General features: G+C 67.1%; 26 protein-coding genes. 10 read left to right on the top strand and 16 right to left on the bottom strand.

Annotated features, from left to right (window positions below):
* Position 1: 1 nt before the first annotated feature.
* Both R9J51_RS03630 and xseA read right to left on the bottom strand, forming a co-directional pair.
* Entirely contained in the window at positions 2 to 208 is a 207-nt protein-coding gene (locus tag R9J51_RS03630) for a DUF2093 domain-containing protein (RefSeq protein WP_179505895.1), read from the bottom strand.
* A gap of 37 nt (positions 209 to 245) precedes the next feature.
* Positions 246 to 1,730, bottom strand: a complete 1,485-nt coding sequence (gene xseA / locus R9J51_RS03625; RefSeq protein ID WP_179505894.1) for an exodeoxyribonuclease VII large subunit — start codon at positions 1,728 to 1,730, stop codon at positions 246 to 248.
* Here xseA and purD point away from each other — a divergent pair.
* A complete protein-coding gene (gene purD, locus R9J51_RS03620) occupies positions 1,729 to 3,006 on the top strand; it encodes a phosphoribosylamine--glycine ligase (RefSeq protein ID WP_179505893.1) in 1,278 nt (425 codons plus the stop codon). The two genes, xseA and purD, sit on opposite strands and share 2 nt — an antisense overlap.
* Positions 3,007 to 3,008: 2 nt before the next feature.
* Here purD and R9J51_RS03615 read toward each other — a convergent pair whose 3' ends face one another.
* From R9J51_RS03615 to R9J51_RS03600, 4 genes are all read right to left on the bottom strand, one after another.
* On the bottom strand, positions 3,009 to 4,853 hold the full coding sequence (locus tag R9J51_RS03615) for a hypothetical protein (RefSeq protein ID WP_179505892.1): 1,845 nt from the start codon (positions 4,851 to 4,853) through the stop codon (positions 3,009 to 3,011).
* Positions 4,850 to 5,251, bottom strand: a complete 402-nt coding sequence (locus R9J51_RS03610; RefSeq protein WP_432787813.1) for a GtrA family protein — start codon at positions 5,249 to 5,251, stop codon at positions 4,850 to 4,852. Before R9J51_RS03610 ends, R9J51_RS03615 begins: the two co-directional genes overlap by 4 nt.
* Before the next feature lie 85 nt (positions 5,252 to 5,336).
* The gene (locus tag R9J51_RS03605) at positions 5,337 to 6,935 is read right to left on the bottom strand and encodes an NAD(P)/FAD-dependent oxidoreductase (RefSeq protein WP_179505890.1); all 1,599 of its coding nucleotides are present in this window, start codon (positions 6,933 to 6,935) and stop codon (positions 5,337 to 5,339) included.
* A 131-nt stretch (positions 6,936 to 7,066) separates the two neighbouring features.
* Positions 7,067 to 7,735 (bottom strand): PilZ domain-containing protein, encoded by a 669-nt coding sequence (locus R9J51_RS03600; RefSeq protein ID WP_248290481.1) that lies wholly within the window; start codon positions 7,733 to 7,735, stop codon positions 7,067 to 7,069.
* A 314-nt stretch (positions 7,736 to 8,049) separates the two neighbouring features.
* On the opposite strand from R9J51_RS03600, the gene rpoZ reads away from it, so the two are divergent.
* From rpoZ to R9J51_RS03570, 6 genes are all read left to right on the top strand, one after another.
* The gene (gene rpoZ, locus R9J51_RS03595; RefSeq protein WP_168555746.1) at positions 8,050 to 8,394 is read left to right on the top strand and encodes a DNA-directed RNA polymerase subunit omega; all 345 of its coding nucleotides are present in this window, start codon (positions 8,050 to 8,052) and stop codon (positions 8,392 to 8,394) included.
* A 115-nt stretch (positions 8,395 to 8,509) separates the two neighbouring features.
* A complete protein-coding gene (locus tag R9J51_RS03590; protein WP_179505889.1) occupies positions 8,510 to 11,131 on the top strand; it encodes a helicase-related protein in 2,622 nt (873 codons plus the stop codon).
* A 29-nt stretch (positions 11,132 to 11,160) separates the two neighbouring features.
* Positions 11,161 to 11,451, top strand: a complete 291-nt coding sequence (locus R9J51_RS03585) for an RNA-binding S4 domain-containing protein (protein ID WP_168555744.1) — start codon at positions 11,161 to 11,163, stop codon at positions 11,449 to 11,451.
* A gap of 15 nt (positions 11,452 to 11,466) precedes the next feature.
* Positions 11,467 to 11,805 carry a ferredoxin FdxA gene (fdxA, locus tag R9J51_RS03580; RefSeq protein ID WP_168555743.1) on the top strand — a complete coding sequence of 113 codons (339 nt, stop codon included), beginning with the start codon at positions 11,467 to 11,469 and terminating at the stop codon, positions 11,803 to 11,805.
* Positions 11,806 to 12,275: 470 nt separating this feature from the next.
* Complete coding sequence (locus R9J51_RS03575) at positions 12,276 to 12,800, top strand: CarD family transcriptional regulator (protein WP_022675317.1); 525 nt, start codon at positions 12,276 to 12,278, stop codon at positions 12,798 to 12,800.
* A gap of 140 nt (positions 12,801 to 12,940) precedes the next feature.
* A complete protein-coding gene (locus tag R9J51_RS03570; protein WP_168555742.1) occupies positions 12,941 to 13,198 on the top strand; it encodes a hypothetical protein in 258 nt (85 codons plus the stop codon).
* Between the two features lie 14 nt (positions 13,199 to 13,212).
* Here R9J51_RS03570 and R9J51_RS03565 read toward each other — a convergent pair whose 3' ends face one another.
* Positions 13,213 to 14,178 (bottom strand): L-threonylcarbamoyladenylate synthase, encoded by a 966-nt coding sequence (locus R9J51_RS03565; protein WP_169475694.1) that lies wholly within the window; start codon positions 14,176 to 14,178, stop codon positions 13,213 to 13,215.
* A 64-nt stretch (positions 14,179 to 14,242) separates the two neighbouring features.
* Between R9J51_RS03565 and R9J51_RS03560 the strand changes: the two genes are divergently transcribed.
* On the top strand, positions 14,243 to 15,067 hold the full coding sequence (locus R9J51_RS03560; protein WP_179505888.1) for an ATP-binding protein: 825 nt from the start codon (positions 14,243 to 14,245) through the stop codon (positions 15,065 to 15,067).
* 7 nt (positions 15,068 to 15,074) lie between these two features.
* Here the strand turns inward: R9J51_RS03560 and R9J51_RS03555 are convergent, their stop codons facing one another.
* The 9 genes from R9J51_RS03555 to R9J51_RS03515 all read right to left on the bottom strand — a co-directional run bounded on the left by R9J51_RS03555 (position 15,075) and on the right by R9J51_RS03515 (position 21,287).
* Positions 15,075 to 15,740 (bottom strand): cell wall hydrolase, encoded by a 666-nt coding sequence (locus R9J51_RS03555; protein WP_179505887.1) that lies wholly within the window; start codon positions 15,738 to 15,740, stop codon positions 15,075 to 15,077.
* Positions 15,741 to 15,933: 193 nt separating this feature from the next.
* Positions 15,934 to 16,293 (bottom strand): DUF1491 family protein, encoded by a 360-nt coding sequence (locus R9J51_RS03550; RefSeq protein WP_168555738.1) that lies wholly within the window; start codon positions 16,291 to 16,293, stop codon positions 15,934 to 15,936.
* Between the two features lie 11 nt (positions 16,294 to 16,304).
* The gene (locus tag R9J51_RS03545) at positions 16,305 to 16,766 is read right to left on the bottom strand and encodes a PTS sugar transporter subunit IIA (protein ID WP_168555737.1); all 462 of its coding nucleotides are present in this window, start codon (positions 16,764 to 16,766) and stop codon (positions 16,305 to 16,307) included.
* Positions 16,767 to 16,932: 166 nt separating this feature from the next.
* Positions 16,933 to 17,514: a ribosome hibernation-promoting factor, HPF/YfiA family gene (hpf, locus tag R9J51_RS03540; protein WP_169475698.1), complete on the bottom strand. Its 582-nt coding sequence runs from the start codon at positions 17,512 to 17,514 to the stop codon at positions 16,933 to 16,935.
* Between the two features lie 82 nt (positions 17,515 to 17,596).
* A complete protein-coding gene (dnaQ, locus tag R9J51_RS03535; RefSeq protein ID WP_168555735.1) occupies positions 17,597 to 18,313 on the bottom strand; it encodes a DNA polymerase III subunit epsilon in 717 nt (238 codons plus the stop codon).
* A 47-nt stretch (positions 18,314 to 18,360) separates the two neighbouring features.
* Positions 18,361 to 18,978, bottom strand: coding sequence for a dephospho-CoA kinase (coaE, locus tag R9J51_RS03530; RefSeq protein ID WP_179505886.1), 618 nt, complete (start codon positions 18,976 to 18,978; stop codon positions 18,361 to 18,363).
* Complete coding sequence (locus R9J51_RS03525) at positions 18,975 to 19,850, bottom strand: shikimate dehydrogenase (RefSeq protein WP_179505885.1); 876 nt, start codon at positions 19,848 to 19,850, stop codon at positions 18,975 to 18,977. Before R9J51_RS03525 ends, coaE begins: the two co-directional genes overlap by 4 nt.
* On the bottom strand, positions 19,847 to 20,431 hold the full coding sequence (locus R9J51_RS03520; protein WP_169475701.1) for a Maf family protein: 585 nt from the start codon (positions 20,429 to 20,431) through the stop codon (positions 19,847 to 19,849). The genes R9J51_RS03525 and R9J51_RS03520 overlap by 4 nt, the downstream gene beginning before the upstream one ends.
* A gap of 13 nt (positions 20,432 to 20,444) precedes the next feature.
* Positions 20,445 to 21,287: a pyruvate, water dikinase regulatory protein gene (locus R9J51_RS03515; protein WP_168555731.1), complete on the bottom strand. Its 843-nt coding sequence runs from the start codon at positions 21,285 to 21,287 to the stop codon at positions 20,445 to 20,447.
* 365 nt (positions 21,288 to 21,652) lie between these two features.
* Here R9J51_RS03515 and hemE point away from each other — a divergent pair, with 365 nt between their 5' ends.
* Both hemE and R9J51_RS03505 read left to right on the top strand, forming a co-directional pair.
* Positions 21,653 to 22,681: a uroporphyrinogen decarboxylase gene (gene hemE / locus R9J51_RS03510; protein ID WP_179505884.1), complete on the top strand. Its 1,029-nt coding sequence runs from the start codon at positions 21,653 to 21,655 to the stop codon at positions 22,679 to 22,681.
* Between the two features lie 8 nt (positions 22,682 to 22,689).
* Positions 22,690 to 23,172, top strand: a complete 483-nt coding sequence (locus R9J51_RS03505) for a TlpA family protein disulfide reductase (RefSeq protein ID WP_432787810.1) — start codon at positions 22,690 to 22,692, stop codon at positions 23,170 to 23,172.
* Positions 23,173 to 23,193: the final 21 nt, after the last annotated feature.

The raw sequence follows: 23,193 nt of genomic DNA, 5'->3' as shown, positions 1-23,193 counted from the left end.
CTCAGCCCGCCTGCCCCAGCAATCGCCGCGTGGCTATTTCGGGGGTGGCATAGGCTTCCTGCAACTCGGCGCTCCAATAGCGCAGCGCGTCGAGCTGGATCGGCACGCCGCTGACCGCGCAGATCACGTGGTCACCGGCCGAAAGCTGGCGAAAGGTTCCGGGCAGATAGTGCAGGCGGGCGAGGCGGCCAGTGGGAGACATCAACATGGCCGCCGTTTTACGCGCTGCCACCGGCCTTGGCAAATCACAGCAGCTTGGGCTGGACGCTTTCCGCCGTGCTGCGCGGGCGGCTGGCAGAGCGCGCAGCAGCCGTGAGCGGCGCCGGCGCATCGCCGGTGGTCACATCGAGCATGCCATCGGCGAATTTCAGCGTCAGCGCGGCGCGCGCGGCAGCGGTGGCGCGGTCTTTCACCACATGGCCATCGCGATCGGTCACCAGCACATAGCCGCGCTGCAACGGCGCCTCGGGATCGAGCGAGCGGCGCAGGCGGTCGAGCGCCTCTACCCGGCCGCGCGCATGTTCGATCCGCTGCAACAGCGCTTCGGGCCGCAGGCGCTGCGCCGTCAATCGTTCGCGCTCGCGGTCCAGCCGCTGGGTGAGCAAAGCCGGACGCAGCGCGCCGCCGTGGCGCGCGAGCACGCCGGCAGCGATTTCGGTGCGGTGGACGAGGGCGCGGCGCAGGCGATCCGACAGGTCGTCCAGCCGCTGGCTTTGCGGGCTGAGCAGCGCTTGCGGGCTGGGCAGGCGCTGACTGCGCACCTCCAGCCGCTCGCGCGCATGGGCCAACAGGCGGGCCAGCGCCCGGCCGCGCCGGGCCTGCAGTTCATGGACTTGCGCGGCCAATTCGGCGCGCACCGGCACGACCAGCTCCGCCGCCGCCGTGGGCGTGGGCGCGCGCAGGTCCGCCGCGAAATCGGCCAGGGTGGTGTCGGTCTCGTGGCCCACGGCGCTGATCACGGGAATCGTGCTGGCGGCGATAGCGCGCACCACCTCTTCCTCGTTGAAGCTCCACAAGTCTTCGATCGAACCACCGCCGCGCGCCACGATCACCACATCGGGGCGCGGCACCGGGCCGCCCGGCGCCAGATCGGAAAAACCGCGCACCGCTGCGGCCACCTGCGCCGCCGCGCCCTGGCCCTGGACCAGCACCGGCCAGACCACGACATGGCTGGGAAAGCGATCGGACAGGCGGTGAAGAATGTCGCGGATCACCGCGCCGGTGGGCGAGGTGACCACCCCGATCACGCGCGGCAGGAACGGCAGCGCGCGCTTGCGCTGCGGCGAAAACAGCCCCTCTGCCTCCAGCCGCGCCTTGGTCTTGGCCAGCAGGGCGAGCAGCGCGCCTTCGCCGGCAATCTCCATGCGATCGACCACGATCTGGTAGTTCGAGCGGCCGGGATAGGTCGTCAGTTTGCCCGTGGCGATCACTTCCACGCCGTCTTCGGGCACAAAGCCCAGGCGCTGGGCATTGCCGCGCCACATCACGCCATCGAGCCGCGCACCTTCATCCTTGAGCGACATGTAGAGGTGGCCCGAAGCCGCGCGCTTCACGCCCGAAAGCTCCCCGCGCACGCGCACGAAGCCGAAGCGGTCTTCCACCGTGCGCTTGAGTTGGGCAGAAATCTCGGAAATCGACAGGGCCGGGGCGTTGTCGCCGGCGCGTTCGCTCGCTAGGAGCCCGTCCTTGCGAAAGTCATCGTCGTCAGAAGGCGCGGAAGGGAAGGGCATGCATATCCTGTTGTTGGGTTCGGGCGGGCGCGAACATGCCCTGGCCTGGAAACTGGCCCAATCCCCGCTGTGCAGCAAGCTCTATGCGGCACCCGGCAATCCCGGCATCGCGCAGGACGCGCAACTCGTGGCGCTCGATGCCACCGATCATGCCGCCGTCATCGCCTTTTGCGCCGAGCAGCGCATCGGGCTGGTGGTGATCGGGCCGGAAGCGCCGCTGGTCGATGGCCTGGCCGATTCGCTGCGCGGCGAAGGCATCCCGGTGTTCGGGCCAAGCAAGGCCGCAGCCCAGCTCGAAGGGTCCAAGGGCTTTACCAAGGATCTCTGCGCCAAGGCCAACATTCCCACCGCCGGCTATGTCCGCGCCACCAGCGCTGGCGATGCGCATGCCGCGCTCGACCAGTTCGGCGCGCCCGTGGTGATCAAGGCCGATGGCCTGGCTGCCGGCAAGGGCGTGGTCGTGGCGATGACCATGGACGAAGCCCGCGCCGCGGTGGACGACATGTTCGACGGGCAGTTTGGCGAAGCCGGGGCCGAAGTGGTGGTCGAAGAATTCCTCGAAGGCGAGGAAGCCAGCTTCTTTGCCCTGACCGACGGCGCCACCGTGCTGCCGCTTGCCTCCGCCCAGGATCACAAGCGCGTGGGCGATGGCGACACCGGCCCCAACACTGGCGGTATGGGCGCCTATAGCCCGGCGCGCGTGCTGACCCCGGCGCTGGAAGCCCAGGCCATGGCGCAGATCATCGTGCCGACGGTGAAAGCCATGCAGGATGCCGGCACGCCTTATTCGGGCGTGCTCTATGCCGGGCTGATGCTGACCGCCAAGGGCCCGCAGCTGATCGAATATAATGCGCGTTTCGGCGATCCGGAATGCCAGGTGCTGATGCTGCGGCTGGAAACCGACCTGGTGGAACTGCTGCTGGCCTGCGCGGAAAACCGCCTGTCCAGCGTGGAGCCGCCGCGCTTCAGCAGCGATCCCGCGCTGACCGTGGTGATGGCCGCGCAGGGCTATCCCGGCACGCCGAAAAAAGGCGGGCATATCGACGGCATCGCGGCGGCCGAAGCGAGCGGCGCCAAGGTGTTCCACGCCGGCACCGCGCAGGGCGCCGATGGCCAGCTTATCTCCAGCGGCGGCCGCGTGCTCAACGTGACGGCGCGCGGCAAGACCGTGCGCGCCGCGCGCGATGCCGCCTATGCCGCGGTCGATACGCTCGAATTTGCCGATGGCTTCTGCCGCCGCGACATCGGCTGGCGCGAAATCGCCCGCGAGGGGTAAGTTCAGCCCACAACCCGCCAGATGGCGATATTGCTGGGCTTGCTTCCCGGCGGCACGGGCACCGGCTGCAACCACGCCGGGGGCTTGCCGGCCAGGAGCCGCGCGGCCAGGCCATCGGGCGCATAGTCGCGGTAGATGCGCAGTTCGGGCGCCACCGTGCAGGCCACCACCAGCGTGGCGTGGCGCTTGTGCACATAGGCCAGCGCCTGGTCGGGCGGGGCCATGAACGCGTGCATGACATCGCCGATGGCGACGGCGGCGCGGTGATGGCCGGTGGCGACCACGCGCTGGTGCGTGCGCTGCAAGATATTGGGGCCGATATCGACCGCCGCGAAGATATCGGTGACCGGCATGGCGTTGAGCGGGGCCAGGCCGGTGGTGAAATCGCACCCGCTCAAGGTGCCCAGGCTCTTGGCGCGTTCCTGGCTGCGATGGCCCATCGCGGCCAGTGCCGCCGTCGGCACGGCCACCAGCACGACCGGCAGCACGGTGACCAGGATCACCAGGTTATAGCCCATGCGGCGCCAATTGCTGGCCTGCGCCACGGCGCGCTGGCGCCATTGCGAAACCTGCCAGGCCGCCGGCACGATGGCCAGCGCCACGGCGGTGATCATCGCCCGGCTGACGAGCAGGCCCACTGCCGTGGCCCCCAGCAGGATCAGGGCATGTTCGGCCCAGCGCAGTTGCTCGGCCCGCGTTTCTGCGCGCCGGAGCAGGCACCAGCACGACCACAGCCCCACCGGCACCACGCCGATCAGGGCAAACAAGCTTTGCAGCGAGTTTTCCCACACCGGGCGCCCTTCGCGCACGTTGTCCAGCCAGTGTGTCTTGACGAAGGGGTCCATGCCGCCAAACGCGCCGGTCACGCACTGCGGGGCCGCGCCCGCGATCATCGCGGCGGCGCCACCGGCCGCCACGGCCAGCACGGCCAGCGCCAACAGCGGCGAACGCGGCTGCCAGCGGGCAAGGCCAGCGCACCACAGCGCGGCCCAGCCCAGCGCGGCCAGGTGCATGGGTGAAACCGCATCGCAATGCTGCGCCAGATCGGCCAGCCCCCGGCACGCCAGGAACAGAGCGGCGGTGCCGACCGCCAACGCCAGCGCGGCATGGCCCAGGCGCTGCCAGGCGGCTGATTGCGGTGCAGACACGATCGCGCGCAGCGCCATGGCGCCGATGAACAGCGCGGCCAGCGGCAGCCCTTCCAGGGAAATCGTCAGTCCTGCGGCCAGCGAAAGGCCGATGACCCAGCCGCCCCGGCGCGGATCGCGCGCGTGCAACCCGGCCATGGCGCCCAGCGCGGCCACGATCTGCCAGCCATGGTGATCGATGCGCAGCGGCTGCATCTGGTGCAGCATCGTGCCCGAAAGGCCCACCACCACCCCGGCCATCAGCGCGGCATGGCGCCCGAACAGACGGTTGGCGGTGTGCATGGTGAGCGCCAGGGTGCACAGCACGGTCAGCGCCGGCACGATCAGCAGCGCGGCCATTTCCGCGCCCGCCTGGCCGATCAGCGGGCGGAACAACACAATGACGGCAGCAAGCGGGATATCGACCAGGCGCGACCAGTGCATCAGCACGCCTTCGGGCGCCATGACGCGATATTGGTGCATGTCGAACCAGCCCTGGCCGGCCAGTAAATCGCGCACCTGGACCAGGCGCAGCACGTCATCGGGATCGCCCATGCGCACGGCCAGGATATTGGGCACCTGCACCAGCATCTGCAGCGCCACGATCAGCGCCCAGAAGAGCAGGATCGAACGCCAGATCGGGGCCGGGTGGGCGGTTTCGGCCCCCAGCGGCATTGACGCCCGCAGATCGACCTTCGGCGACGCGGCCAGCGTGGTCATGCGCGGAACACCACCTGCTTGCGCAGGACCCAGGTTGCGGCAAAGCTGAGGACGATGGCCAGGATCTTGGCCAGGCGCGGATCAAGGCCCAGGTGCGCCATGGCGCCGACCACCACGGTCGTGATGGCCAGGCCGACCAGCGCCGATCCCACGAACAGCGCCTGCTGGCGCACGCGGGCCGGCCCGGTCTGCGCCACGCTGTCGGCGAACACCGCCCGGCTCGACAGCAGCCAATGCGCCGCGATGCCCAGGGCATAGCCTAGCGCCGAAGCCGCCACGGCCGGCACGCCGAATGACAACAGCGCGAGGAAACTGCCTATGTCCACCGCCAGCGCCCCGACGCTGGCCAGGATATAGCGCACCAGCGTGTACTGGCTGACGCGCTGGAAAAGGGGCATGACCATTGCCATCATCACCATCGCCTTTGGTCGAACGGGCAGTCCGCCCGGATACTTCACGTATCCGGGCGGAACCCACAAGCGTTCAGGCCGCGCGCCGATCGGCAGCCGGATTAATCCGCGCCGGAACCGCGCGCACCGATGCCAGCGCGGCGGCCTGGTCGGGCGTGACCGGGCGTGTCGTGGGCAACCCGCTTTCGTCGCCTTCGGCACCGGCTTCGTGATATTCGGCGTCTTCGTTGACGCACCAGGTGTCATAGACGCGGCGTTCGGCCACGATGTTTTCCACCGTGAGCATCGCCGTCATCATCGCGTGGTCCTGGTTGTTGTAGCGGTGCATGCCGTTGCGGCCCACCAGGTGCAAGCTGGGATAGGCCGCTTCCAGTTCGGCGCGCATGGCCGCGACGTTGGCGGCATAAGTATCGTCATAGACCGGGTAGGCCTTTTCCTGGCGTACCACCACGCCGCCGATCACCTGGTCCGGGCGCACGAGGCCCAGGATGTCCATCTCGCGCGTGGCGAGGGCAATCAGGTCCTCGTCGCTCGATGCCCACAGGTCGTCGCCTTCGAAGCAGAAGTATTCCAGGCCCACGCAGGCCACGCTGTCGTCCGGCACCATTTCGGGCGACCACGAGCGGAAGTTCTGGATGCGGCCGACTTTCACCTTGCTGTCGTGGATGTAGATCCAGTTGTCGGGAAACAGGTCTTCCGAGCGGATCTTGAGCGCCACGGTAAGGAAATCGCGGTACTTCAGCTCGTTGGCCTCGATCGTGGTCTGCGGCAGCGGGTGCATCCGCGCGGCCAGCTCGCGCATCGGGGCCGAGGAAATGGCGTGGCGCGCGCGGATCGTCGTCTCGCCGCCATCGGCGCGCGTCGCCGCCAGGCGCCAGCCGCCCTGGCCATCGGCCGCCAGCTGCTTCATCGCGTGGCCCATCAGGATGTGGCCGCCCTTGGCGAGAATCTTGTCGCGCGCGGCTTCCCACATCATGCCCGGCCCAAGGCGCGGATAGCGGAAGGTTTCCAGCAGAGTCTTGGTCGCCATGCCGTCGTTGGGCTTCTTGTTGAGGCCCAGGCTGCGCTTGAACCCGTCGAGCACGGCGGCGCCGAGCGAAAGCCCCTTGATGCGCTGCGCGGCCCAGTCGGCGCTCATCTCGTTGCAGGGCATGCCCCAGACCTTTTCAGTATAGGTCTTGAAGAAGATCGAATAGAGTTTCTGCCCGAACTGATTGGTCGTCCAGTCCTCGAAACTGCGCACGGTCTTCTTGGGGAAGGCCTTGGCCTTCACATAGCTGGCCATGCACAGCGTGGAACGAATCACCCCCAGGTTGAACAGTGCCTCGAACGCCCGCAGCGGATAGGAATAGAACTTGCCCTCGTAATAGATGCGGCTCATCCGCGGGCGCTGGATGAAATCGTCGGGCAGGATCTCGTTCCACAGGTCCACCACGGCCTGCGACTTGGAAAAGAAGCGATGCCCGCCAATGTCGAAGCGATAGCCATCGTGTTCCACCGTGCGACTGATCCCGCCGACGTAACGCGTGTCCTTTTCGATGATCGCCACCGACAGGCCCTGCTTGGTGAGGAGATAGCCCGCCGTCAGGCCCGCAGGCCCAGCCCCGATGATCGCCACATCAACATCATATTGACGGCCATCCCCGGCAGCCGTGCTCAAACCGTTAACCATCCCATGCCCCGTCCAAGCGGTTTCGCTGATGAAAGCGGGATGCCGGAAAATGGATAAAGGACGGTTAACGTTAAGCAGTCCTTGCCGGGTGCATCCGGATTTGGCGCGGGGTGGCAGACCCGCGCGCGCGCTCAACCGGGCCGGCCCTTGCGCCGCGCCGCTTCGGCCAAAGCCTGGCTCAATTGCAGCGGAGCGGAAATGCGGGCCAGTTCGTCCAGCTTGAAAGTCTGTTCGAACACCAGGCCATAGCGCGGGTGGTTGCGCCAGCGCACCTTGGCATAGATCGGTTGCATCACGCCGGTATCCAGCCGCACCAGTTCGTGCACCATCAGCCACTTTTCGCATTCGATGCAGGCGCCCTGCTGCGAAATATCGTGAAACTGCACGTGCACGCTTTCCCCGCCCGAATGCAGCACCGCATCGAGCACCAGGCGCAGGCGCACCTGGCGGCGCGGGTAGGGGCCGTCGTGTTCGTCGATCAGGCGCTGGACGTCGACTTCTTCAAGGAATTGCAGGCCGGCATGATCGCCCGTGGTCCACACCAGGCGCGCGTCGTGGCGATCGCCGTTGCCAAGCTCGATCGCCAGGGTCTGGTGATCGGGAATCGGCGTGAACAGCCGGATCTTGACGCCGGTGGCCGAAGCATCGCGCAGGATACACAGGAATTCGCGGCCATCGACGATCAGCTTGGCGGCACGGATCAGCAGGGTGAAGCGGGGCGCGGCGCGCATCTCGGCACCGGTGGAAGGGGCGGCGATGTCATGCCCGGGTGGATCGGGCAGATCGTTGCGCTGGGCCACGGCCCTGGTCTCCAATGCGTGCGGTTCCCCTTTTGGCCGGGTGCACACGATCCCGGTATTGTCGAACCTATCTATCAAGTCTTGCCTTTACGTTACCTTTGTTTGCGCAGTTCCGACAAAAATCAAACAACTCTTTTGTCATCGCAGCGATTGCACCACTTGGACATGACGATTCGCGGTTTGCGCCGAGCGCGTGCCACGGGACGGGCGCCGTGCCGGGGCACCGGGCGGCTGGATGCCAATTTCCTTGACTTTTCGGCCACGGCTACCTAGCTGCACGCTCTTCCCGCTCATTCCTATTTTTCGGAGTGCCCATGGCGCGCGTTACCGTCGAAGATTGCGTCGACAAGGTTCCCAACCGTTTCGATCTGGTCCTGCTGGCCGCCGAGCGCGCCCGCGCGATTTCGGGCGGTGCCGAACTCACCGTCGATCGCGACCGCGACAAGAACCCGGTCGTGGCCCTGCGTGAGATCGCCGAAGAAACCGTGCGGCCCACCATCCTCAAGGAAAACCTCATCCAGTCGCTGCAGCGCGTGCTGCCCGATGACGATGATGAAGTCGATGAAATCGGCTCGCTTTCGCAGTCGGCCGAAGCGCTGCGCATCACGGCCGCAGCGCCGGTGCGCAACACCTCGCTGGGTGCAGACTACGACGCCTGACCGGCTTTGAATGCCGGGCGTTCCGTCCGGTTTTCAACACAGGAACCAAGGGCGCGGGGGATAAATCCTCCGCGCCTTCTTGCGTGGGCGGGATGCCGCCGCCACATTTGGCGATATGGCCAACCGCGTGCCCGCCTCTCCGCGAGTGACCTCGTCGGCGAATCGCCCTTCCAGCGGCAGCGTCAAGGCCGTGCTTGGCCCCACCAACACCGGCAAGACGCACTTGGCGATCGAGCGCCTCTGCGCTCACTCATCCGGCGCGATCGGCTTTCCGCTGCGGCTGCTGGCGCGCGAGGTCTATGACCGCGTCTGCGCGATCAAGGGGCCGGCCCAGGTTGCCCTGATCACCGGCGAGGAGCGAATCGAGCCCAAGGACGCGCGCTGGCTGCTGTGCACGGCCGAGGCCATGCCCGCGCGGCCCGACCTGGCCTTCGTAGCGCTCGACGAAGCGCAACTTTCCGCCGATCCCGAGCGCGGCCACATCTTCACCGATCGCCTGCTGCACGCGCGCGGCCGCGAAGAGACGATGCTGCTGGGTTCGGCGACGCTCGAACCCATGGTCAAGGCGCTGGTGCCGCAGGCCGAAGTGGTAACCCGCCCGCGCTTTTCCACGCTCAGCCATGTCGGCGCGAAAAAGCTCAGCCGCATTCCTCCGCGCAGCGCGATCGTCGCGTTTTCGGCCGAGCAGGTCTATGTCATGGCCGAGATGCTGCGACGCTTTCGCGGCGGCGCGGCGGTGGTGATGGGCGCGCTCAGCCCGCAGACGCGCAACGCCCAGGTGGCGATGTACCAGTCGGGCGAGGTCGATTACCTCGTCGCCACCGATGCCGTGGGCATGGGCCTGAACCTCGATGTGGAGCATGTCGCCTTTGCCGGCCTGTCGAAATACGACGGGCACCGCCACCGCCGGCTGACCACGGCGGAAATGGCCCAGATCGCCGGGCGCGCCGGGCGGCACCACAAGGACGGCACGTTCGGCACGCTTGCCGGAACGGGCGGGCGCGACCCGGAATTCACCGACGAGGAAGTCTATGCCATCGAAGAGCATCGCTTTCCCCCGTTGACCCGGCTGTTCTGGCGCGAGGCGGAGCCGCGCTTCGATACGCTCGCCACGCTGATCGCCGATCTGGAAAGCCCGCCGCCCCGGCCCGAACTGGCCACGCCACCCGAGGCGATCGACTTGGCCGTGTTGCGCCGCCTGGCGGAGGAGCCGGACGTGGCTGGGACGGTGCGGGGATCGCGCAACGTGGAACGGTTCTGGCACGTCTGCTCGCTGCCCGATTTTCGCCAGCAAGGCGCCGAAACCCACGCCCGCTTCGTGGCGCGGCTGTGGCAGGATCTGCGCGGCGGCTATCTCGGCGCCGATTACGTGGCCCAGGCCATTGCCCAGCTCGACAATCCATCGGGCGATATCGACACGCTGCAAGGGCGCATTTCGGCGATTCGCAGCTGGTCCTACATCGCGCAGCGGCCCGATTGGGTCTTGGCGCGCGACGAGATGGCCGCCCGCGCGCGCGCCGTGGAAACGCGCCTGTCCGATGCGCTGCACGGGCGGCTGACCGAACGCTTCGTCAACCGCCGCACCACCGTGCTGATGCGCAAGGCCGGGGCCGATGCCTCGCTGCTGCCCGTGCGGCTGGGCGAAAACGGCGCCGTGCTGGTCGATGACGAGCCGATCGGCCATCTTGAAGGCTTTCGCTTCGTGGTCGATCCTCTGGCGCGCGCGACCGATCGCAAGTTGCTGCTCGCGGCGGCAGAGCGCCACCTGCCGGGCCTGCTCGCGGCGCGCCTCGCAGAACTGGCCGACGACGCCCGCGCCGGGCGCGATCTCGTGCTGCATGATGGCCAGGTCCACTGGCGCGATATGCCGGTGGCGCGGTTGGCCAAGGGTCGCAGCTTGCTCGAACCGCGCCTCATGCTCGATCCCGCGCTCGACCGCCTGCCCCCGGCCGAGCGTGAGCGAGTGCAGGCCGCGCTCAATGCTTGGCTCTTGCACAGCATGGCGGCGGCGCTGCGCCCGCTGCGCCGCCTCGCCGATGCCACGCGCGATCCCGACGCGGGTGCGGCGCTGCGCGCGCTGGCGCTGCACCTGGTCGAAGCGGGGGGAACGATCCCGCGCGAATCAGCCCGGCTGGAAGACCTGACCCCGGCGCAGCGGACGATGGCGCGCAAGCTCGGGATCCAGGTCGGCGCGCTCGATGTCTTCGTGCCGGCAGCGTTGCGCACTGCGCCGCTTGCGGCCTGGTGCGCCCTCGCGCGGGTCTGGGGCCTGGCGGCAGTACCGCCACCGGCGGGCCTGGCCCCGGTCTTGGCTGGCCCGGTCTTGGCTGGCCAGACCGTGCCACTGGGCTATCGCCGGGCGGGCCCGCAGGCACTGCGCGTCGATCTGGCAGAGCGCCTGGTGCATGCCGCGCATGGCACGCGCCAGGCCACCAGCGGCCGCCGCTTCGTGCTCGACCCGGCGCTGGCCCGCTCGATGGGCCTGACCACGGCGGCCTACGCCGCGCTGCTGCGCCAGGCCGGCTTTCGCGCCCAGGTGCCCCGCGCCTTGGACGAAGGCCAGGCCGGGCCGCCCGCACCGCCGCTGTGGGAATGGCGGCCGCCACGCGCGCCAGCCCAAGCCAGCGCACGCGGCGCCGGCACCAAGACAGCCCCAAGGGGCAAGGGCGGCGCGGGCACGCCCGCGGCCGCGCCCGCCACCGGCGCCTTTGCCGCGCTGGCCACACTGTTGCGATAAAGGGAACCGATCACACCAAGGGAGCACGGATGCGGATCGACAAGTTGCTTTGGTTCCTGCGCTTTGCCGGCAGCCGCAGCCTGGCCCAGGGCTGGGTGGAGGAAGGCCATATCCGCTTGAACGGACGGCGGGTGGAACGCTGCAGCGCCGGGGTTAAAGTGGGTGACGTGCTGGTGCTGCCGCTGCGCAATGCCGTGCGCGTGATCGAGATCGTGAGCCTGCCGGGGCGGCGCGGGCCGGCGCTGGAAGCACAAGGATGCTATCGGGTGCTTGACGCGGCGCCCCAGACGCCTCTAGCACGGCCCCAAATCGAGCCTTGAGGAAATACCAACAGCATGACTTACGTCGTCACCGATGCCTGCATCCGCTGCAAGTACATGGACTGCGTGGAAGTGTGCCCCGTCGACTGCTTCTATGAAGGCGACAACATGCTGGTGATCAACCCCAGCGAGTGCATCGACTGCGGGGTGTGCGAACCCGAATGCCCGGCTGAAGCGATTCTGCCCGATACCGAAAGCGGCCTTGAGCAGTGGCTTGAGCTGAATGCCAAGTATTCTGCCGAATGGCCGAACATCACCACGAAGAAGGACGCGCCGGCCGATGCCGACGCCTGGAAGGGCGTGGACAACAAGTTCGAGAACCAGTTCTCGCCAGAACCGGGCGAAGGCGACTGATTCGCCGGGGCGCCGGAATCGGGGCCCCGTTCCACCGCACACGGGCCCGATCCGGCCCGTGGCGGCCCAAAAACCAGGGGTGCCCCGGCAGGTTTTGCCGGGTGCGGCCGATCGGCGCGCGCCTTTTGCGTGCTCGGGTCTGGTAATTTTGCCACAAAGCTGCTATATGGCCATCAAGCGCCGGGCAAATTGTTTGCCAGGCGCCCTTTTTGTTACGAGAAGGCAGAAACAGGCGGCAAACGGAAAACGCTGACGGATCGCGCTATCGGATCGCCTCGTCGATCGCAGGGCCCCGGCCGGGCTTCATACGGTTCTTTGCCAGTTCGCACTCCACGGGACCAGCCCCGCAGCCGGATCATCAAACCGGGCAGGGCGGGGTGGCGCTGGCATATCGGTTCGCCGTCATGGTTTTTCCCTAGCCGGGCATCCCGCCCCCGCCGTCCCGTCTGCCGGCGTCGAAAGGATAAGAAATGGCAGCCAAGGCTCTTGCCTTCGATGTTGGGGATTACGTCGTTTACCCGAAGCATGGTGTCGGCCGCGTGGTCGAGCTTCAGCAGGAAGAAATCGCGGGCATGAAGCTGGAGCTCTATGTGCTCCGCTTTGAAAAGGAGCGCATGACGCTTCGCGTTCCGGTCAACAAGGTCGAAGCGATCGGCATGCGCAAGCTGTCTTCGGACAAGACGCTGCGCGAAGCGCTCGACACGCTCAAGGGCAAGCCCAAGGTGAAGCGCACCATGTGGTCGCGCCGCGCCCAGGAATATGAAGCCAAGATCAATTCGGGCGATCTCGTCTCGATCGCGGAAGTGACGCGCGACCTGTTCCGCGCCGACGACCAGCCCGAGCAGAGCTATTCCGAACGGCAGATCTTCGAAGCCGCGTCTTCGCGCCTCGCGCGCGAACTGGCCGCGATGGAAAAGACCGACGAGCCGGCCGCGCTCAAGAAGATCCTGGCGATCCTCAACGAGCACGCACCCAAGTACTACGAAACCGTCTGATCGGCATTTATCCTTCGGATGTTTCACGTGAAACGGGCCGCCGGAACCACCGGCGGCCTTTTTCGTTTCGCGGCGGGCAGGACCAATGCGGATCGCTTGGGGCCGGCCAAGAGAAAGGCACGAGAATGACGGGCGGGCATATGACACGCAAAGCGATTTTTCTGGCGATCCCGGCGATCTTGATGGCCGGCTGCGCCATGCAGAACCAGCCCCCGCGCGATCCCACCCGGCCCGATCCGGCTGCCCAGGCCATGCGGGCCCAGCAGCATGCGCAAGCCCTGGCCAAGGCCCAGGCACGCCTTGCCAACGAACAGGCCGCCTGCCGCAAGGGCAACCGCCGCGCCTGCTCGCGCGCCACCGCCGCCCAGGCCGTGGTGGACGATCTCAACAGCCATTGAGCCGGTGGCGGGCGCTATGCCGCCGCGCGGCGCAGCCGATCGTTGATCGCTGCGCCAATGCCCACATCGGGGACGGGTGCCACGGCAATGCGCGGCTGCGGTGCGGCCGCGCCCGCGTGCAGGCAGGCATAGAGCCGCGCCGCGGCCTCGGCCAGGTCTGCCTCAGCGGAAAGCGTGACGTCACCGATAACGGACCCGAAACCGATCAGGAATTCATCGGCTTGCGCGCTCTGCGCTTGCAGACGTACCGGCTTGCCCGGCGCATAGTGGCTTGCCAATTGGCCCGGCGCCTCGATGCCGCGCGCCGCCCCTTGCTCGGCCGCTTCGCCCAGCACGGCCGCGATCTGTTCGCCGGTGATCGGGCCAGGGCGCAGCAGGGCCCAGCCACCTTCGGCCCGCAGGCCAACGATCGTGGATTCGATGCCCTGGCGCGTTTCCCCCCCATCCAGCACCAGGTCCACCCGGCGGCCCAGCGAGGCGGCGACGTGGGCCGCCGTGGTCGGGCTGATCGCGCCGCTGCGGTTGGCAGAGGGTGCGGCCAGGGCAAGGCCAGACTGGCGCAGCACCGCCTGCATCACGGGATGGGCCGGGCAGCGCAAGGCCACAGTGGGCAGCCCCGCGCTGACCGCGGCGGCCAGGCCGCAATCGGCGCGGCGCGGCACCACCAGGGTGAGGGCGCCCGGCCAGAACGCGTCAGCCAGGGCCAGGGCCCGTTCATCCAGCACGGCCAGGCGCGCGGCAGCGGCCACATCGGGCACGTGCACGATCAACGGGTTGAAATCGGGACGTCCCTTGGCGCGATAGATGCCCGCCACCGCGGCGTCGCGGTCTGCCCGCGCGGCCAGGCCATAGACAGTCTCGGTGGGCACCGCCACGGTGCCGCCACGCGCAAGCACCGCAACCGCAGCGGCCACGCCAGCGGCATCGGCGGCAAGCATGTCGGGCGGCAACACGGGTTCGGAAAAGGGGTTGGACGTCATGCCTGCCGTCGCTATCGCGGCAGCGCGTATTTGCAAAGCATCCCTGTCAGCAAAGTTGCCCGTGATGACCGACCAGACCATTCCCCTGCTTGACCGCATTGCCCAGGCATTGGAACGCCTTGCCCCGCCGCCGCCGCCCCCGGTGGATTGGCTGGCGCACCCGGCCTATGTGTGGCTGGGCGAAACCGGGCGGGTCGTGGCCAGGCTGGAAGCGCCCGCGCTGGACCTGATGCGCGGGATCGATGCGCAAAAGGCCGCCGTGGTCGCCAATGTGGCACGCTTGGCGAGCGGCGCGGCGGCGCATGACATGCTGCTGTGGGGATCGCGCGGCATGGGCAAATCGGCCGTGTTGCGCGCGGCGGTGAACGCCGCCGATGCCGTCCATCCCGGCGCGATCGCCCTGGTCCAGGCCATGCCCGATGCCAGCCTGCCGCTGCTGTTCGGGCAATTGCGCAAAGTGGATCGCCGATTCCTGGTGTTCCTGGATGACCTGGGCTTTGACGCCGGTGACGCCGAAGGCGCGCGCCTGCTACGTTCGTGGCTGGAAGGAGGGGTGGAAGCACGCCCGGCCAACGTGCGCCTGGCCGTTACATCGAACCGGCGCGCGATTGTGGAACGCCACATGAGCGAGCAGGACGATCCGATCAACCCGCGCGACGCAGTGGACGATCGCCTGGCCCTTGCCGATCGCTTTGGCCTATCGCTGGGTTTCCACGCCTGCACGCAGGACGACTACCTGGCGATCATCAGCGGCTATTGCGCAGACCTTGGCCTGCCGTTCGAACCGGCCGATGCGCTGGAATGGTCCAAGCGGCGCGGCAGCCGTTCCGGCCGCGTGGCGTGGCAATATGTCAACGAAGTGGCCGGCCGCGTCGGCAAGGCGCTTTAAGAAACGATCAGCGGTAGAAGATGTGCCCGCCGATGGCTGCCAGGCGGGTCTTGCCCCAGGCCGGCGAGACGCGCGCGGCGTGGAAGAACAGCGCGCCTTCCACCGGGCTTTTCCAGGCGCCCTGATCGGCAATCACCGCGATGCGCACGGCATTGGCCCAGAAGCGGCTGGTGCGGTTGATCATGGGCATGGCGTGGCCGCGCACGAACGAAAACTGCGAAGGCTGGTAGACCACCCCGCAATACGAAGCCGGATAGCGGCCCGACTGGCTGCGCGCGACGATCACGCGGGCGACGGCGAGTTGGCCCGCCAGGCTTTCGCTCTTGGATTCGAAATAGACGGCGCCGGCCAGGCATTCCAGCTCGGAAGAAAGCTGGGCCGGCATCGGCGTGGCTTCGACCAGGTCAGCCAGCGTTGCGGCGTTGGCGGCAGAGGGTGCCGGGGCCAGGGCCAGCATGCCACGCGCGGGTGGCAGCGTGGTGGTGGCAGGACCGGTGGTGGGAAGCGTGATGGCCCCGTTGGCGGGGCCTTCTGCCACCACGACCTGAAGTTCGCGGTGGGCGGCAGGGGCATGGTCAGAATCCTGGGCCTGGGCTGCGGGGGCGCCAAGCAGCGCTGCCAAAGCGAGCAGGCCGGAAAAGGCCTGGCGGGCAACGCGGAAAGGATCTGTCATCGGCCATCTGCATTGGGCGGTGATCGACCGCTTGTGGCGCGCAGCAGCGCTTTTCCGGCGATTACGCCGGTTGCGCTGCCCCATGGGCCACAACGGAAAACCCCCGTCTGCGTGCCAGCGCCATAAGACCCCATGCCAAGCGGCGCCGCCTGCGCAAATCGATGGCCGTGGTCTATCCGCGCAGGGGGCCAAGTCAACCTTGGCCGGCAAAGTTCCCGATGAACTGTTGTGCGTCTGCGATGGTCAGTTCAAGCAGCCACAAATCGGGATCAGACGCGGTTCTGCGCCCTATATAGTCGTTAAAATCTTGTTTACTTTCGGGGTCTTGCGCCTTGGTGGCGGTCCACGGACGGCTTCCATCGGGCTGTGGCAGGCGCTCCCACAGGGTCGCTAGGCCGCCCTGCGGAGTGGTATTATCCAATGTCACCAAGGCGATGGTGCCCGCGTCGGGATCACCCTTGTGCAGCACCATGGCAAAGCCGCCAGCTGCCTCGGCAGCGCGAATCCAGCCGGAAACCTCGATCCTGGCGGGAAGGCGGGCCTGCTCCGTCACATCCGCCGGCCTCAGGCCGCGTCGCGATCGATCACGTTGACCAGCACGGCATAGAGCGCATCGGCATCGGGCGCGCTGTTCAGGCGCTGGTGCATGCGATCGTCGCGCATCAGGCGGCTGATTGCGGCCAGCGCCTGAAGATGCACGGCACCGGCCTGTTCGGGGGAAAGCAGGCCGAACACGCAATCGACGGGCATGCCGTCGGCGGAATCAAAATCGACCGGTTCCTGCAATCGCAGGAACGCCGCCACCGGGCGGGCAAGCCCATCAAGCCGCGCATGGGGAATGGCCACCCCGCGGCCGAAACCGGTGCTGCCCAGGTTTTCGCGCTCCTCGATACGCTCTTGCACATGCGCGCGATCGAGGTGGTACACCGCGGCAAAGCAATCGGCCAGCGTGTCCAGAATCTGCGCCTTGGATTCGGCACGGATCACGCGGACAGCTTGAGGATCAATGGAAAAAAGTGCGGTCATGAAACGGAAAACGCCACAGCCTGTGTGAAGGCACAGTCAAGTTGGCGGCGCCATGCGCTCTATTCGATCCCCATGCAAGCGCCGAATCGTATCATGGGTGAAATGCGCCGGTATTGCCGGCAAGGCCCGCAAGCCCCGGTAGAGCTTGCGGGCAAACCCGAAAATATCAGGTGCCGGCCGGTTCGACCCAACCGATCGAACCATCGCCGCGGCGATAGACCATATTGTGCACGCCCGTGCCCGCGTTCTTGAACAGCAAGGCATTGGTATTGCGCAGATCGAGCATGATCACCGCATCGGACACCGTGGCCGTGGGCACGTCCACGCGGGTTTCGGCGATCACCAGGGGCGCATCGGCGCTTTCGGCGTCATCGTGTTCCTCGGTGGGTTCTTCCACCACGAATACGGTATAGGCGGCTTCCTCGCTGCGGCGGGCAAAATCGGAGCCTTCGGAGTGGTTCTTGATCCGGCGCTTGTAGCGGCGCAGCTGCTTGTCGATCTTTTCAGCCGACTGGTCCAGCGCCTGGTGCGCATCCTGCGCGACGCCGCTGCCCTTGAGGATCAACCCTTGCGCCACATGGGTAATGATGTCGCAACGGAATCCTCCGTGCGGCGCCTTGCCCAGTGTGACCTGCGAGGAAAGCGCGCGGGAGAAGTACTTGTCGACAATGCCGGAAAGCCGATCGGCCGCGTGGGCTTCAAAGGCGGCACCGGTATCGACCTGGTGTCCCGAAACGCGAATGTCCATGGGTCTTCTCTCCTTCTTGGGCCCGATCCGGTCGCAGGGCCTGGTTGCCGGCCCGGCCAAGCGGGCTGGCGCAAGCCAGGCCTTAGCGCGACCAGAGCGGGTTGCTGATACCCGCCATGAATTGCGCATGGCGGGCCAATTCCGCTTCGCTGGCCGCATGCGGCCTGGGCTCGCGGAAAATCCGGGTGGTTGTTGCAACGGCCGCCTGGGCCACCGCCACCACGGCAGCAGCGGCCCCGGTGCCTGTGGAAGAGACGTTTGCCTCTGCCGCAAGTTCCAGGCCGATCTGCCGGCCACCCATCAATTCGACATAGAGTTGCGCCAGAAGCTCGGCATCGAGCAGCGCGCCGTGCTTGGTACGGTGGCTGCGATCGATGCCATAGCGCGTGCACAGGGCATCGAGGCTGAGCTTGGCACCGGGATGCTTGCGCCGGGCGATCGCCACGGTATCGACCATGCGATCGCGGCTGACCGGGTCCAGGCCGATGGCGGCCAGTTCGGCGTTGATGAAGCCGAAGTCGAACCCGGCGTTGTGCGCCACCAGCGGCGCATCGCCGATGAATTCGAGGAAATCGGCGGCACATTGGGCAAAACGGGGCTTGTCCGCCAGGAACGCGGCCGAAAGGCCGTGCACGGCCTCGGCCTCGGCCGGCATATCACGATCCGGATTGAAATAGGCGTGGTACGTGGCGCCGGTGGGCACCCGATTGACCATTTCCACACAGCCGAGTTCAACCAGCCGGTCACCGCCCTGCGGATCGAGTCCCGTCGTTTCGGTATCGAAGACGATCTCACGCATGCAAGATATGTGAACCTGCCGGCGGGGGCTGGCAAGGGGCGCGGGGTTCAACCCCGGGGGTTTTTTTCCCCAAGCAGCCGCACCAGATCGTTAACCAAGCGGCGCGTCTGGGCCATCGGCAGGCCCGTGTCGATGACATGGTCGGCACGCGCGCGCTTTTCCGCGTCAGGCACCTGAAGTGCCAGGATTTGCGCGAATTTTTCGGCGGTCATGCCCGGCCGTGCAAGCACGCGGGCGCGCTGCACATCGGCCGGGGCGGATACCACCGCCACTGCATCCAGCCCCGCCTGATGGCCCTTTTCGAACAGCAAGGGAATATCGAACACCACCAGGGGCTGCCCGGCGTGCTCGATCAGGAACGACTCGCGTGCCGCAGCCACCGCCGGGTGGACGATTCGCTCCAGCCGGGCGAGGGCTGCGGGATCACCGAAGACCAGCGCGCCCAGCTTGCCGCGATCCACGCCAGCCGGTCCGGTGGTGCCGGGAAAGGCCGCTTCGATCGCGGGCAGCAGCGCGCCGCCCGGCCCTTGCAGACGGTGCACTTGCGCATCGGCGTCGAACACCGGCACGCCTTCTTCGCGCAGCATCTGCGCCACGGCAGACTTGCCCATGCCGATCGAACCGGTCAGGCCCAGGATGAAGGGACGCACGGGCGGACGGCTCATGCCGGAACGGGCGTGAGCAACCGGCGGCGCAGTTCCGCATCGGCCGCGCCGCGCGGTGGCAATGCGCCAAAGAAGCGGCGAAACGCATGGTCGGCCTGGCCCACCAGCATGGCGAGGCCATCCACCGTGGCAAAGCCCGCGCTGCGCGCACGGGCCAGCAGATCGGTTTCCAGCGGGCTGGTGACGATGTCATAGAACACCGCGCCGGGCGGGGTGTGCGACAAGTCATAGGCCAGCGCCGGCTGGCCGGCCATGCCGAGCAGCGACGCGTTGACCACCAGATCAAACAGCCCCTGGCGATCATCGAATTCGAAATCGGTGGGATCGGCGAAATGGGCGATATCCACCGCATGGTGGTTGTTGCCGCGCGCCAGTTCATCGAGCAGGGCCTGTGCCTTGGCCGGATCGCGCCCAGCCAGCACCACGATGAAGCCTGCGTCCGAAAGCGCGGCCACGATCGCCCGCGCTGCGCCACCCGTGCCCATCACGCGCGCCATGCGCAGCAGGTGAGCATCGTCCAGCCACGGCTGCAACGGCTCCATGAAACCGGGGGCGTCGGTGTTGTAACCCACCAGCGCGCCGGCTTCGGGCACGATCGTGTTGACCGCGCCGATGCGCGCAGCCAGCGGATCAAGCCGGTCAAGCAAGGGGATGACCGCCTGCTTGTGCGGCATGGTCACATTGCAGCCGCGCCAGGCCGGATCGCCGCGGCGCTCGGCAAGGTAATCGGCAAGGCCCGGGGCCGTCACGTGCGCGTGGCAGTAATCACCGGCCAGGCCCAGTTGCTCCAGCCAATAGCGGTGGATCACGGGAGACTTGGACTGCGCGATAGGATCGCCGATCACCTCGGCATAAGGCACGCTCTTGCTCACGACGCCAGCTCCCCAGCCTCGCGCAGCGCGGCCAGCAGGGCGATCAGCGGCATGCCCAGCACGGTGAAGTGGCTGCCCTCGATGCTTTCGAACAGCTGCACACCAAGCGCCTCGATCCGGAACACCCCCACACAGCCGGAAACGGCGGGCCATTCCCTGTCGAGATAGCTGTCGATAAAGCTGTCGGAAAGCCGGCGAACCTTGAGCTTTGCCGTCTCGCAATGGCGCCAGCTGGCTGTGCCGTCGCGCAGCAGCACCGCAGCGCTGTGCAGCAGCATCGTCTGCCCCGAAAAGAACCGCAGGTGCTCGGCCGCCTGGGCCCGGCTCTGCGGCTTGTCGAATGAACGGCCGCACACCTCCACCAGCGAATCCCCGCCCAGCACCAGCCGGCCGGGCAGCGCCGCCGAAACCGGCATGGCCTTGGCCTCCGCCAGGATCTGCGCCACCTGGCAGCCCGGAACGCCGATCAGCTCGCGCTTGATCTCGCCTTCGTCCACATCCGAAGCGCGCGCTTCATAGGGCACGCCGGCCGCATCTAGCATGGCCTTGCGCGAGGCGCTTTGCGAAGCCAGCACTATCATGAAACACACACGATCATAGGGCCTTCATTCCTGGATTGGCGTCACCGGCAACCTTGCGCTCGTTGTAGAGCGTGATCACCGCTGCGGCCGTCTCCTCGATGGATCGACGCGAAACGTCAATGACCGGCCAGCCGTTGTCGGCAAACATCCGCCGGGCATATTGCACTTCGCGCGCCACATGCTCGCTATCGACATAGGCGGTCTCTGGCGCCTGGTTGAGCGAGAGCAGCCGGTTGCGGCGCACCGCGATCAGCCGTTCGGGGCTGGTGGTCAGCCCCACGATCAACGGCCGTCGCACGGTGTAGAGCGTGGGCGGCGGCGGGCTTTCCACCACGATCGGGATATTCGCCACCTTGTAGCCACGGTTGGCGAGATAGATCGACGTGGGCGTCTTGGAACTGCGCGAAACGCCGGCCAGCAGGATGTCGGCCTCTTCCCAGTTTTCCCAGCCCACGCCATCGTCGTGGGCGATGGTGAACTGGATCGCGTCCACCCGCTGGAAATAGGCTTCGTCCATCATGTGCTGGCGGCCCGGCCGCCCACGCGCTTCCTGGCCCAATTGCTGTTCCAGCGCATTGGTCACGGCATCGAGCGCGGCCACGCAAGGCAGCCCCAGCGTGGCACAGCGCTGCTCCAGCCGGTCACGCGTTTCGGTGTTGACCAGCGTAAAAAGCACTAGTCCCGGGTTGGCGGAAATTTCACCCAGGATACGGTCTAGATGCTGTTGCGAGCGGACCATCGGCCAGAAATGACGCACCACATCGGCGTCCTCGAACTGAGCGAGAGCCGCTTTTGCAATCATTTCAAGGGTTTCACCTGTGGAGTCCGACAGCAGGTGAAGGTGCAGGCGCTGCATGGATAGCCTTTGTCGAGAAGCCGGCAGACCCTGTTCTGGCGCCGCCGGGGTAACCCTGTGGAAAGCGCTAGGATAAACCACGGGATGAAACGGACGACAAGTTTCGCCCGCGATTTCACCCCCGTTGCGAGTCATCCCCAGGCCATTTCATCCCCATGGGGACAGCCTTTCCCACAGCCTGTGGGTAACGGGCACAAGTTTGTCTTGCGCCGGGAGTCATCCGGATTCGCACCCCACGAATTTTGTGGAGGATGTGGGACAAATCGGGCAGAGCCTCACTATCCCCGGTTTCCACAGGGCCAACTACCTTCATCATCCCATTTAATAAGATTCTATTTTTTTGATTGGATTGGAAAAACGTACAGATGCCCGGTCCCATTCTCGAAACGCTCACCGGCCAGAACCTTTCCCGCCGGCCGATCTGGCTGATGCGCCAGGCCGGCCGCTATCTGCCGGAATACCGCGCGCTGCGGGCCGAAAAGGGCGGGTTTCTGGAACTGGTCTATGACGCACCGGCCGCTGCGGAAATCACGCTGCAGCCGATCCGCCGGTTCGGCTTCGACGGGGCGATCCTGTTTTCCGACATCCTGATCGTGCCCTATGCCATGGGCCAGGACCTGACGTTCACCGCCGGCGAAGGCCCGCGCCTGTCGCCCCGGCTGGTGGATGCCACGCTGGAGAGCCTCCAGGGGGTGCCACAGCGCCTTGCCCCGATCTATGATACCGTGAGCAGGGTAAAGGCCGCCCTGGGCCCACAGACCACCCTGCTGGGCTTTGCGGGCAGTCCGTGGACCGTGGCGACCTACATGGTGGCGGGCGAGGGCAGCCGCGATCATCACGAGACGCGCGCGCTTGCCTATCGCGATCCCACCGCGTTCCAGGCAATCATCGACGCCATCGTTGACGTGACCATCGAATACCTTGCCGGACAGGTGGACGCGGGCGCGGAAGGTCTGCAGCTGTTCGACAGCTGGGCTGGCAGCCTGGCGCCATCGGAATTCGAACGCTGGGTGATTGCGCCCAACGCCCGCATCGCCGCCGCGCTTCAGGCGCGCTATCCCCATGTGCCGGTCATCGGGTTTCCCAAGGGCGCGGGGGAAAAGCTGGTGGCCTATGCCCGCGAAACCGGCGTTAACGCGGTGGGCGTGGATGAAACCATCGATCCGCTGTGGGCCGCGCGCGAATTGCCTGCGGGCCTGCCGGTGCAGGGCAATCTCGATCCGCTGTTGCTGCTGGCCGGCGGGGCCGAACTGGAGCGCCAGACGCTGCGCGTGCTCGACGCCTTTGCCGACCGGCCGCACGTGTTCAATCTGGGCCATGGCATCGGCCAGTTCACCCCGATCGCCCATGTGGAGCAGTTGCTGGCCATCGTGCGGGGGTGGCAGCGTCCGTGAAGGGGGCCGTGCTGGCGCCTGCTGCGCTGGCTTGGGCCGCGCTCGCCCTGGCGGCTGCCCCGGCGGCCCAAGCCGCGCCCGACCGTCTGCCGCCGCTCGCCACGACCACACTCGATGGCGCGCCGTTTGCCATCAACCCGGCAGCACGCGATGTCGTCGTCGTGCATTTCTGGGCCACGTGGTGCGCCCCGTGCCGTGCCGACATGCCGATCCTCGATGCCGCCTTTGCGCGCCACGGCCACCAGGGCCTGCGCATGGTTGGCATATCGCTCGATACCGCGGCCAGCCGCAGCCGGATACTGGCCGGCGGGATGGGCGTGCACTTTGCCCTGGTCCGTGCCGTGGATATCCACTGGCGCCCGCGTGACTTGCCCACCGCGCTGCCCGAAACGCGGATCTATGGCCGCGATGGCGCGGTGCTGGCCCGATTTGGCCCGCTCGATGCCGCGCGGTTCGAACAGGCGCTGGCCGGGGCATTGGCGCGGGGGTAGGCTGGCCCAGGCCAGCATGGC

It is taken from the genome of Novosphingobium rhizosphaerae (assembly GCF_050920675.1).
Classification (GTDB): Bacteria; Pseudomonadota; Alphaproteobacteria; order Sphingomonadales; family Sphingomonadaceae; genus Novosphingobium; species Novosphingobium rhizosphaerae.
The sequence above is the reverse complement of the archived record's forward strand: the minus strand, read 5'-3'. Positions and strand labels throughout refer to the sequence as shown.

What these genes read in the sequence shown, in the direction of transcription:
- R9J51_RS03630 (WP_179505895.1), bottom strand. Translation starts at nt 208, where the DNA reads ATGTTGATGTCTCCCACTGGCCGCCTCGCCCGCCTGCACTATCTGCCC.
- purD (WP_179505893.1), top strand. Translation starts at nt 1,729, where the DNA reads ATGCATATCCTGTTGTTGGGTTCGGGCGGGCGCGAACATGCCCTGGCC.
- xseA (WP_179505894.1), bottom strand. Translation starts at nt 1,730, where the DNA reads ATGCCCTTCCCTTCCGCGCCTTCTGACGACGATGACTTTCGCAAGGAC.
- R9J51_RS03615 (WP_179505892.1), bottom strand. Translation starts at nt 4,853, where the DNA reads ATGACCACGCTGGCCGCGTCGCCGAAGGTCGATCTGCGGGCGTCAATG.
- R9J51_RS03610 (WP_432787813.1), bottom strand. Translation starts at nt 5,251, where the DNA reads ATGCCCCTTTTCCAGCGCGTCAGCCAGTACACGCTGGTGCGCTATATC.
- R9J51_RS03605 (WP_179505890.1), bottom strand. Translation starts at nt 6,935, where the DNA reads ATGGTTAACGGTTTGAGCACGGCTGCCGGGGATGGCCGTCAATATGAT.
- rpoZ (WP_168555746.1), top strand. Translation starts at nt 8,050, where the DNA reads ATGGCGCGCGTTACCGTCGAAGATTGCGTCGACAAGGTTCCCAACCGT.
- R9J51_RS03590 (WP_179505889.1), top strand. Translation starts at nt 8,510, where the DNA reads ATGGCCAACCGCGTGCCCGCCTCTCCGCGAGTGACCTCGTCGGCGAAT.
- R9J51_RS03585 (WP_168555744.1), top strand. Translation starts at nt 11,161, where the DNA reads ATGCGGATCGACAAGTTGCTTTGGTTCCTGCGCTTTGCCGGCAGCCGC.
- fdxA (WP_168555743.1), top strand. Translation starts at nt 11,467, where the DNA reads ATGACTTACGTCGTCACCGATGCCTGCATCCGCTGCAAGTACATGGAC.
- R9J51_RS03575 (WP_022675317.1), top strand. Translation starts at nt 12,276, where the DNA reads ATGGCAGCCAAGGCTCTTGCCTTCGATGTTGGGGATTACGTCGTTTAC.
- R9J51_RS03570 (WP_168555742.1), top strand. Translation starts at nt 12,941, where the DNA reads ATGACACGCAAAGCGATTTTTCTGGCGATCCCGGCGATCTTGATGGCC.
- R9J51_RS03565 (WP_169475694.1), bottom strand. Translation starts at nt 14,178, where the DNA reads ATGACGTCCAACCCCTTTTCCGAACCCGTGTTGCCGCCCGACATGCTT.
- R9J51_RS03560 (WP_179505888.1), top strand. Translation starts at nt 14,243, where the DNA reads ATGACCGACCAGACCATTCCCCTGCTTGACCGCATTGCCCAGGCATTG.
- R9J51_RS03555 (WP_179505887.1), bottom strand. Translation starts at nt 15,740, where the DNA reads ATGACAGATCCTTTCCGCGTTGCCCGCCAGGCCTTTTCCGGCCTGCTC.
- R9J51_RS03545 (WP_168555737.1), bottom strand. Translation starts at nt 16,766, where the DNA reads ATGACCGCACTTTTTTCCATTGATCCTCAAGCTGTCCGCGTGATCCGT.
- hpf (WP_169475698.1), bottom strand. Translation starts at nt 17,514, where the DNA reads ATGGACATTCGCGTTTCGGGACACCAGGTCGATACCGGTGCCGCCTTT.
- dnaQ (WP_168555735.1), bottom strand. Translation starts at nt 18,313, where the DNA reads ATGCGTGAGATCGTCTTCGATACCGAAACGACGGGACTCGATCCGCAG.
- coaE (WP_179505886.1), bottom strand. Translation starts at nt 18,978, where the DNA reads ATGAGCCGTCCGCCCGTGCGTCCCTTCATCCTGGGCCTGACCGGTTCG.
- R9J51_RS03520 (WP_169475701.1), bottom strand. Translation starts at nt 20,431, where the DNA reads ATGATAGTGCTGGCTTCGCAAAGCGCCTCGCGCAAGGCCATGCTAGAT.
- R9J51_RS03515 (WP_168555731.1), bottom strand. Translation starts at nt 21,287, where the DNA reads ATGCAGCGCCTGCACCTTCACCTGCTGTCGGACTCCACAGGTGAAACC.
- hemE (WP_179505884.1), top strand. Translation starts at nt 21,653, where the DNA reads ATGCCCGGTCCCATTCTCGAAACGCTCACCGGCCAGAACCTTTCCCGC.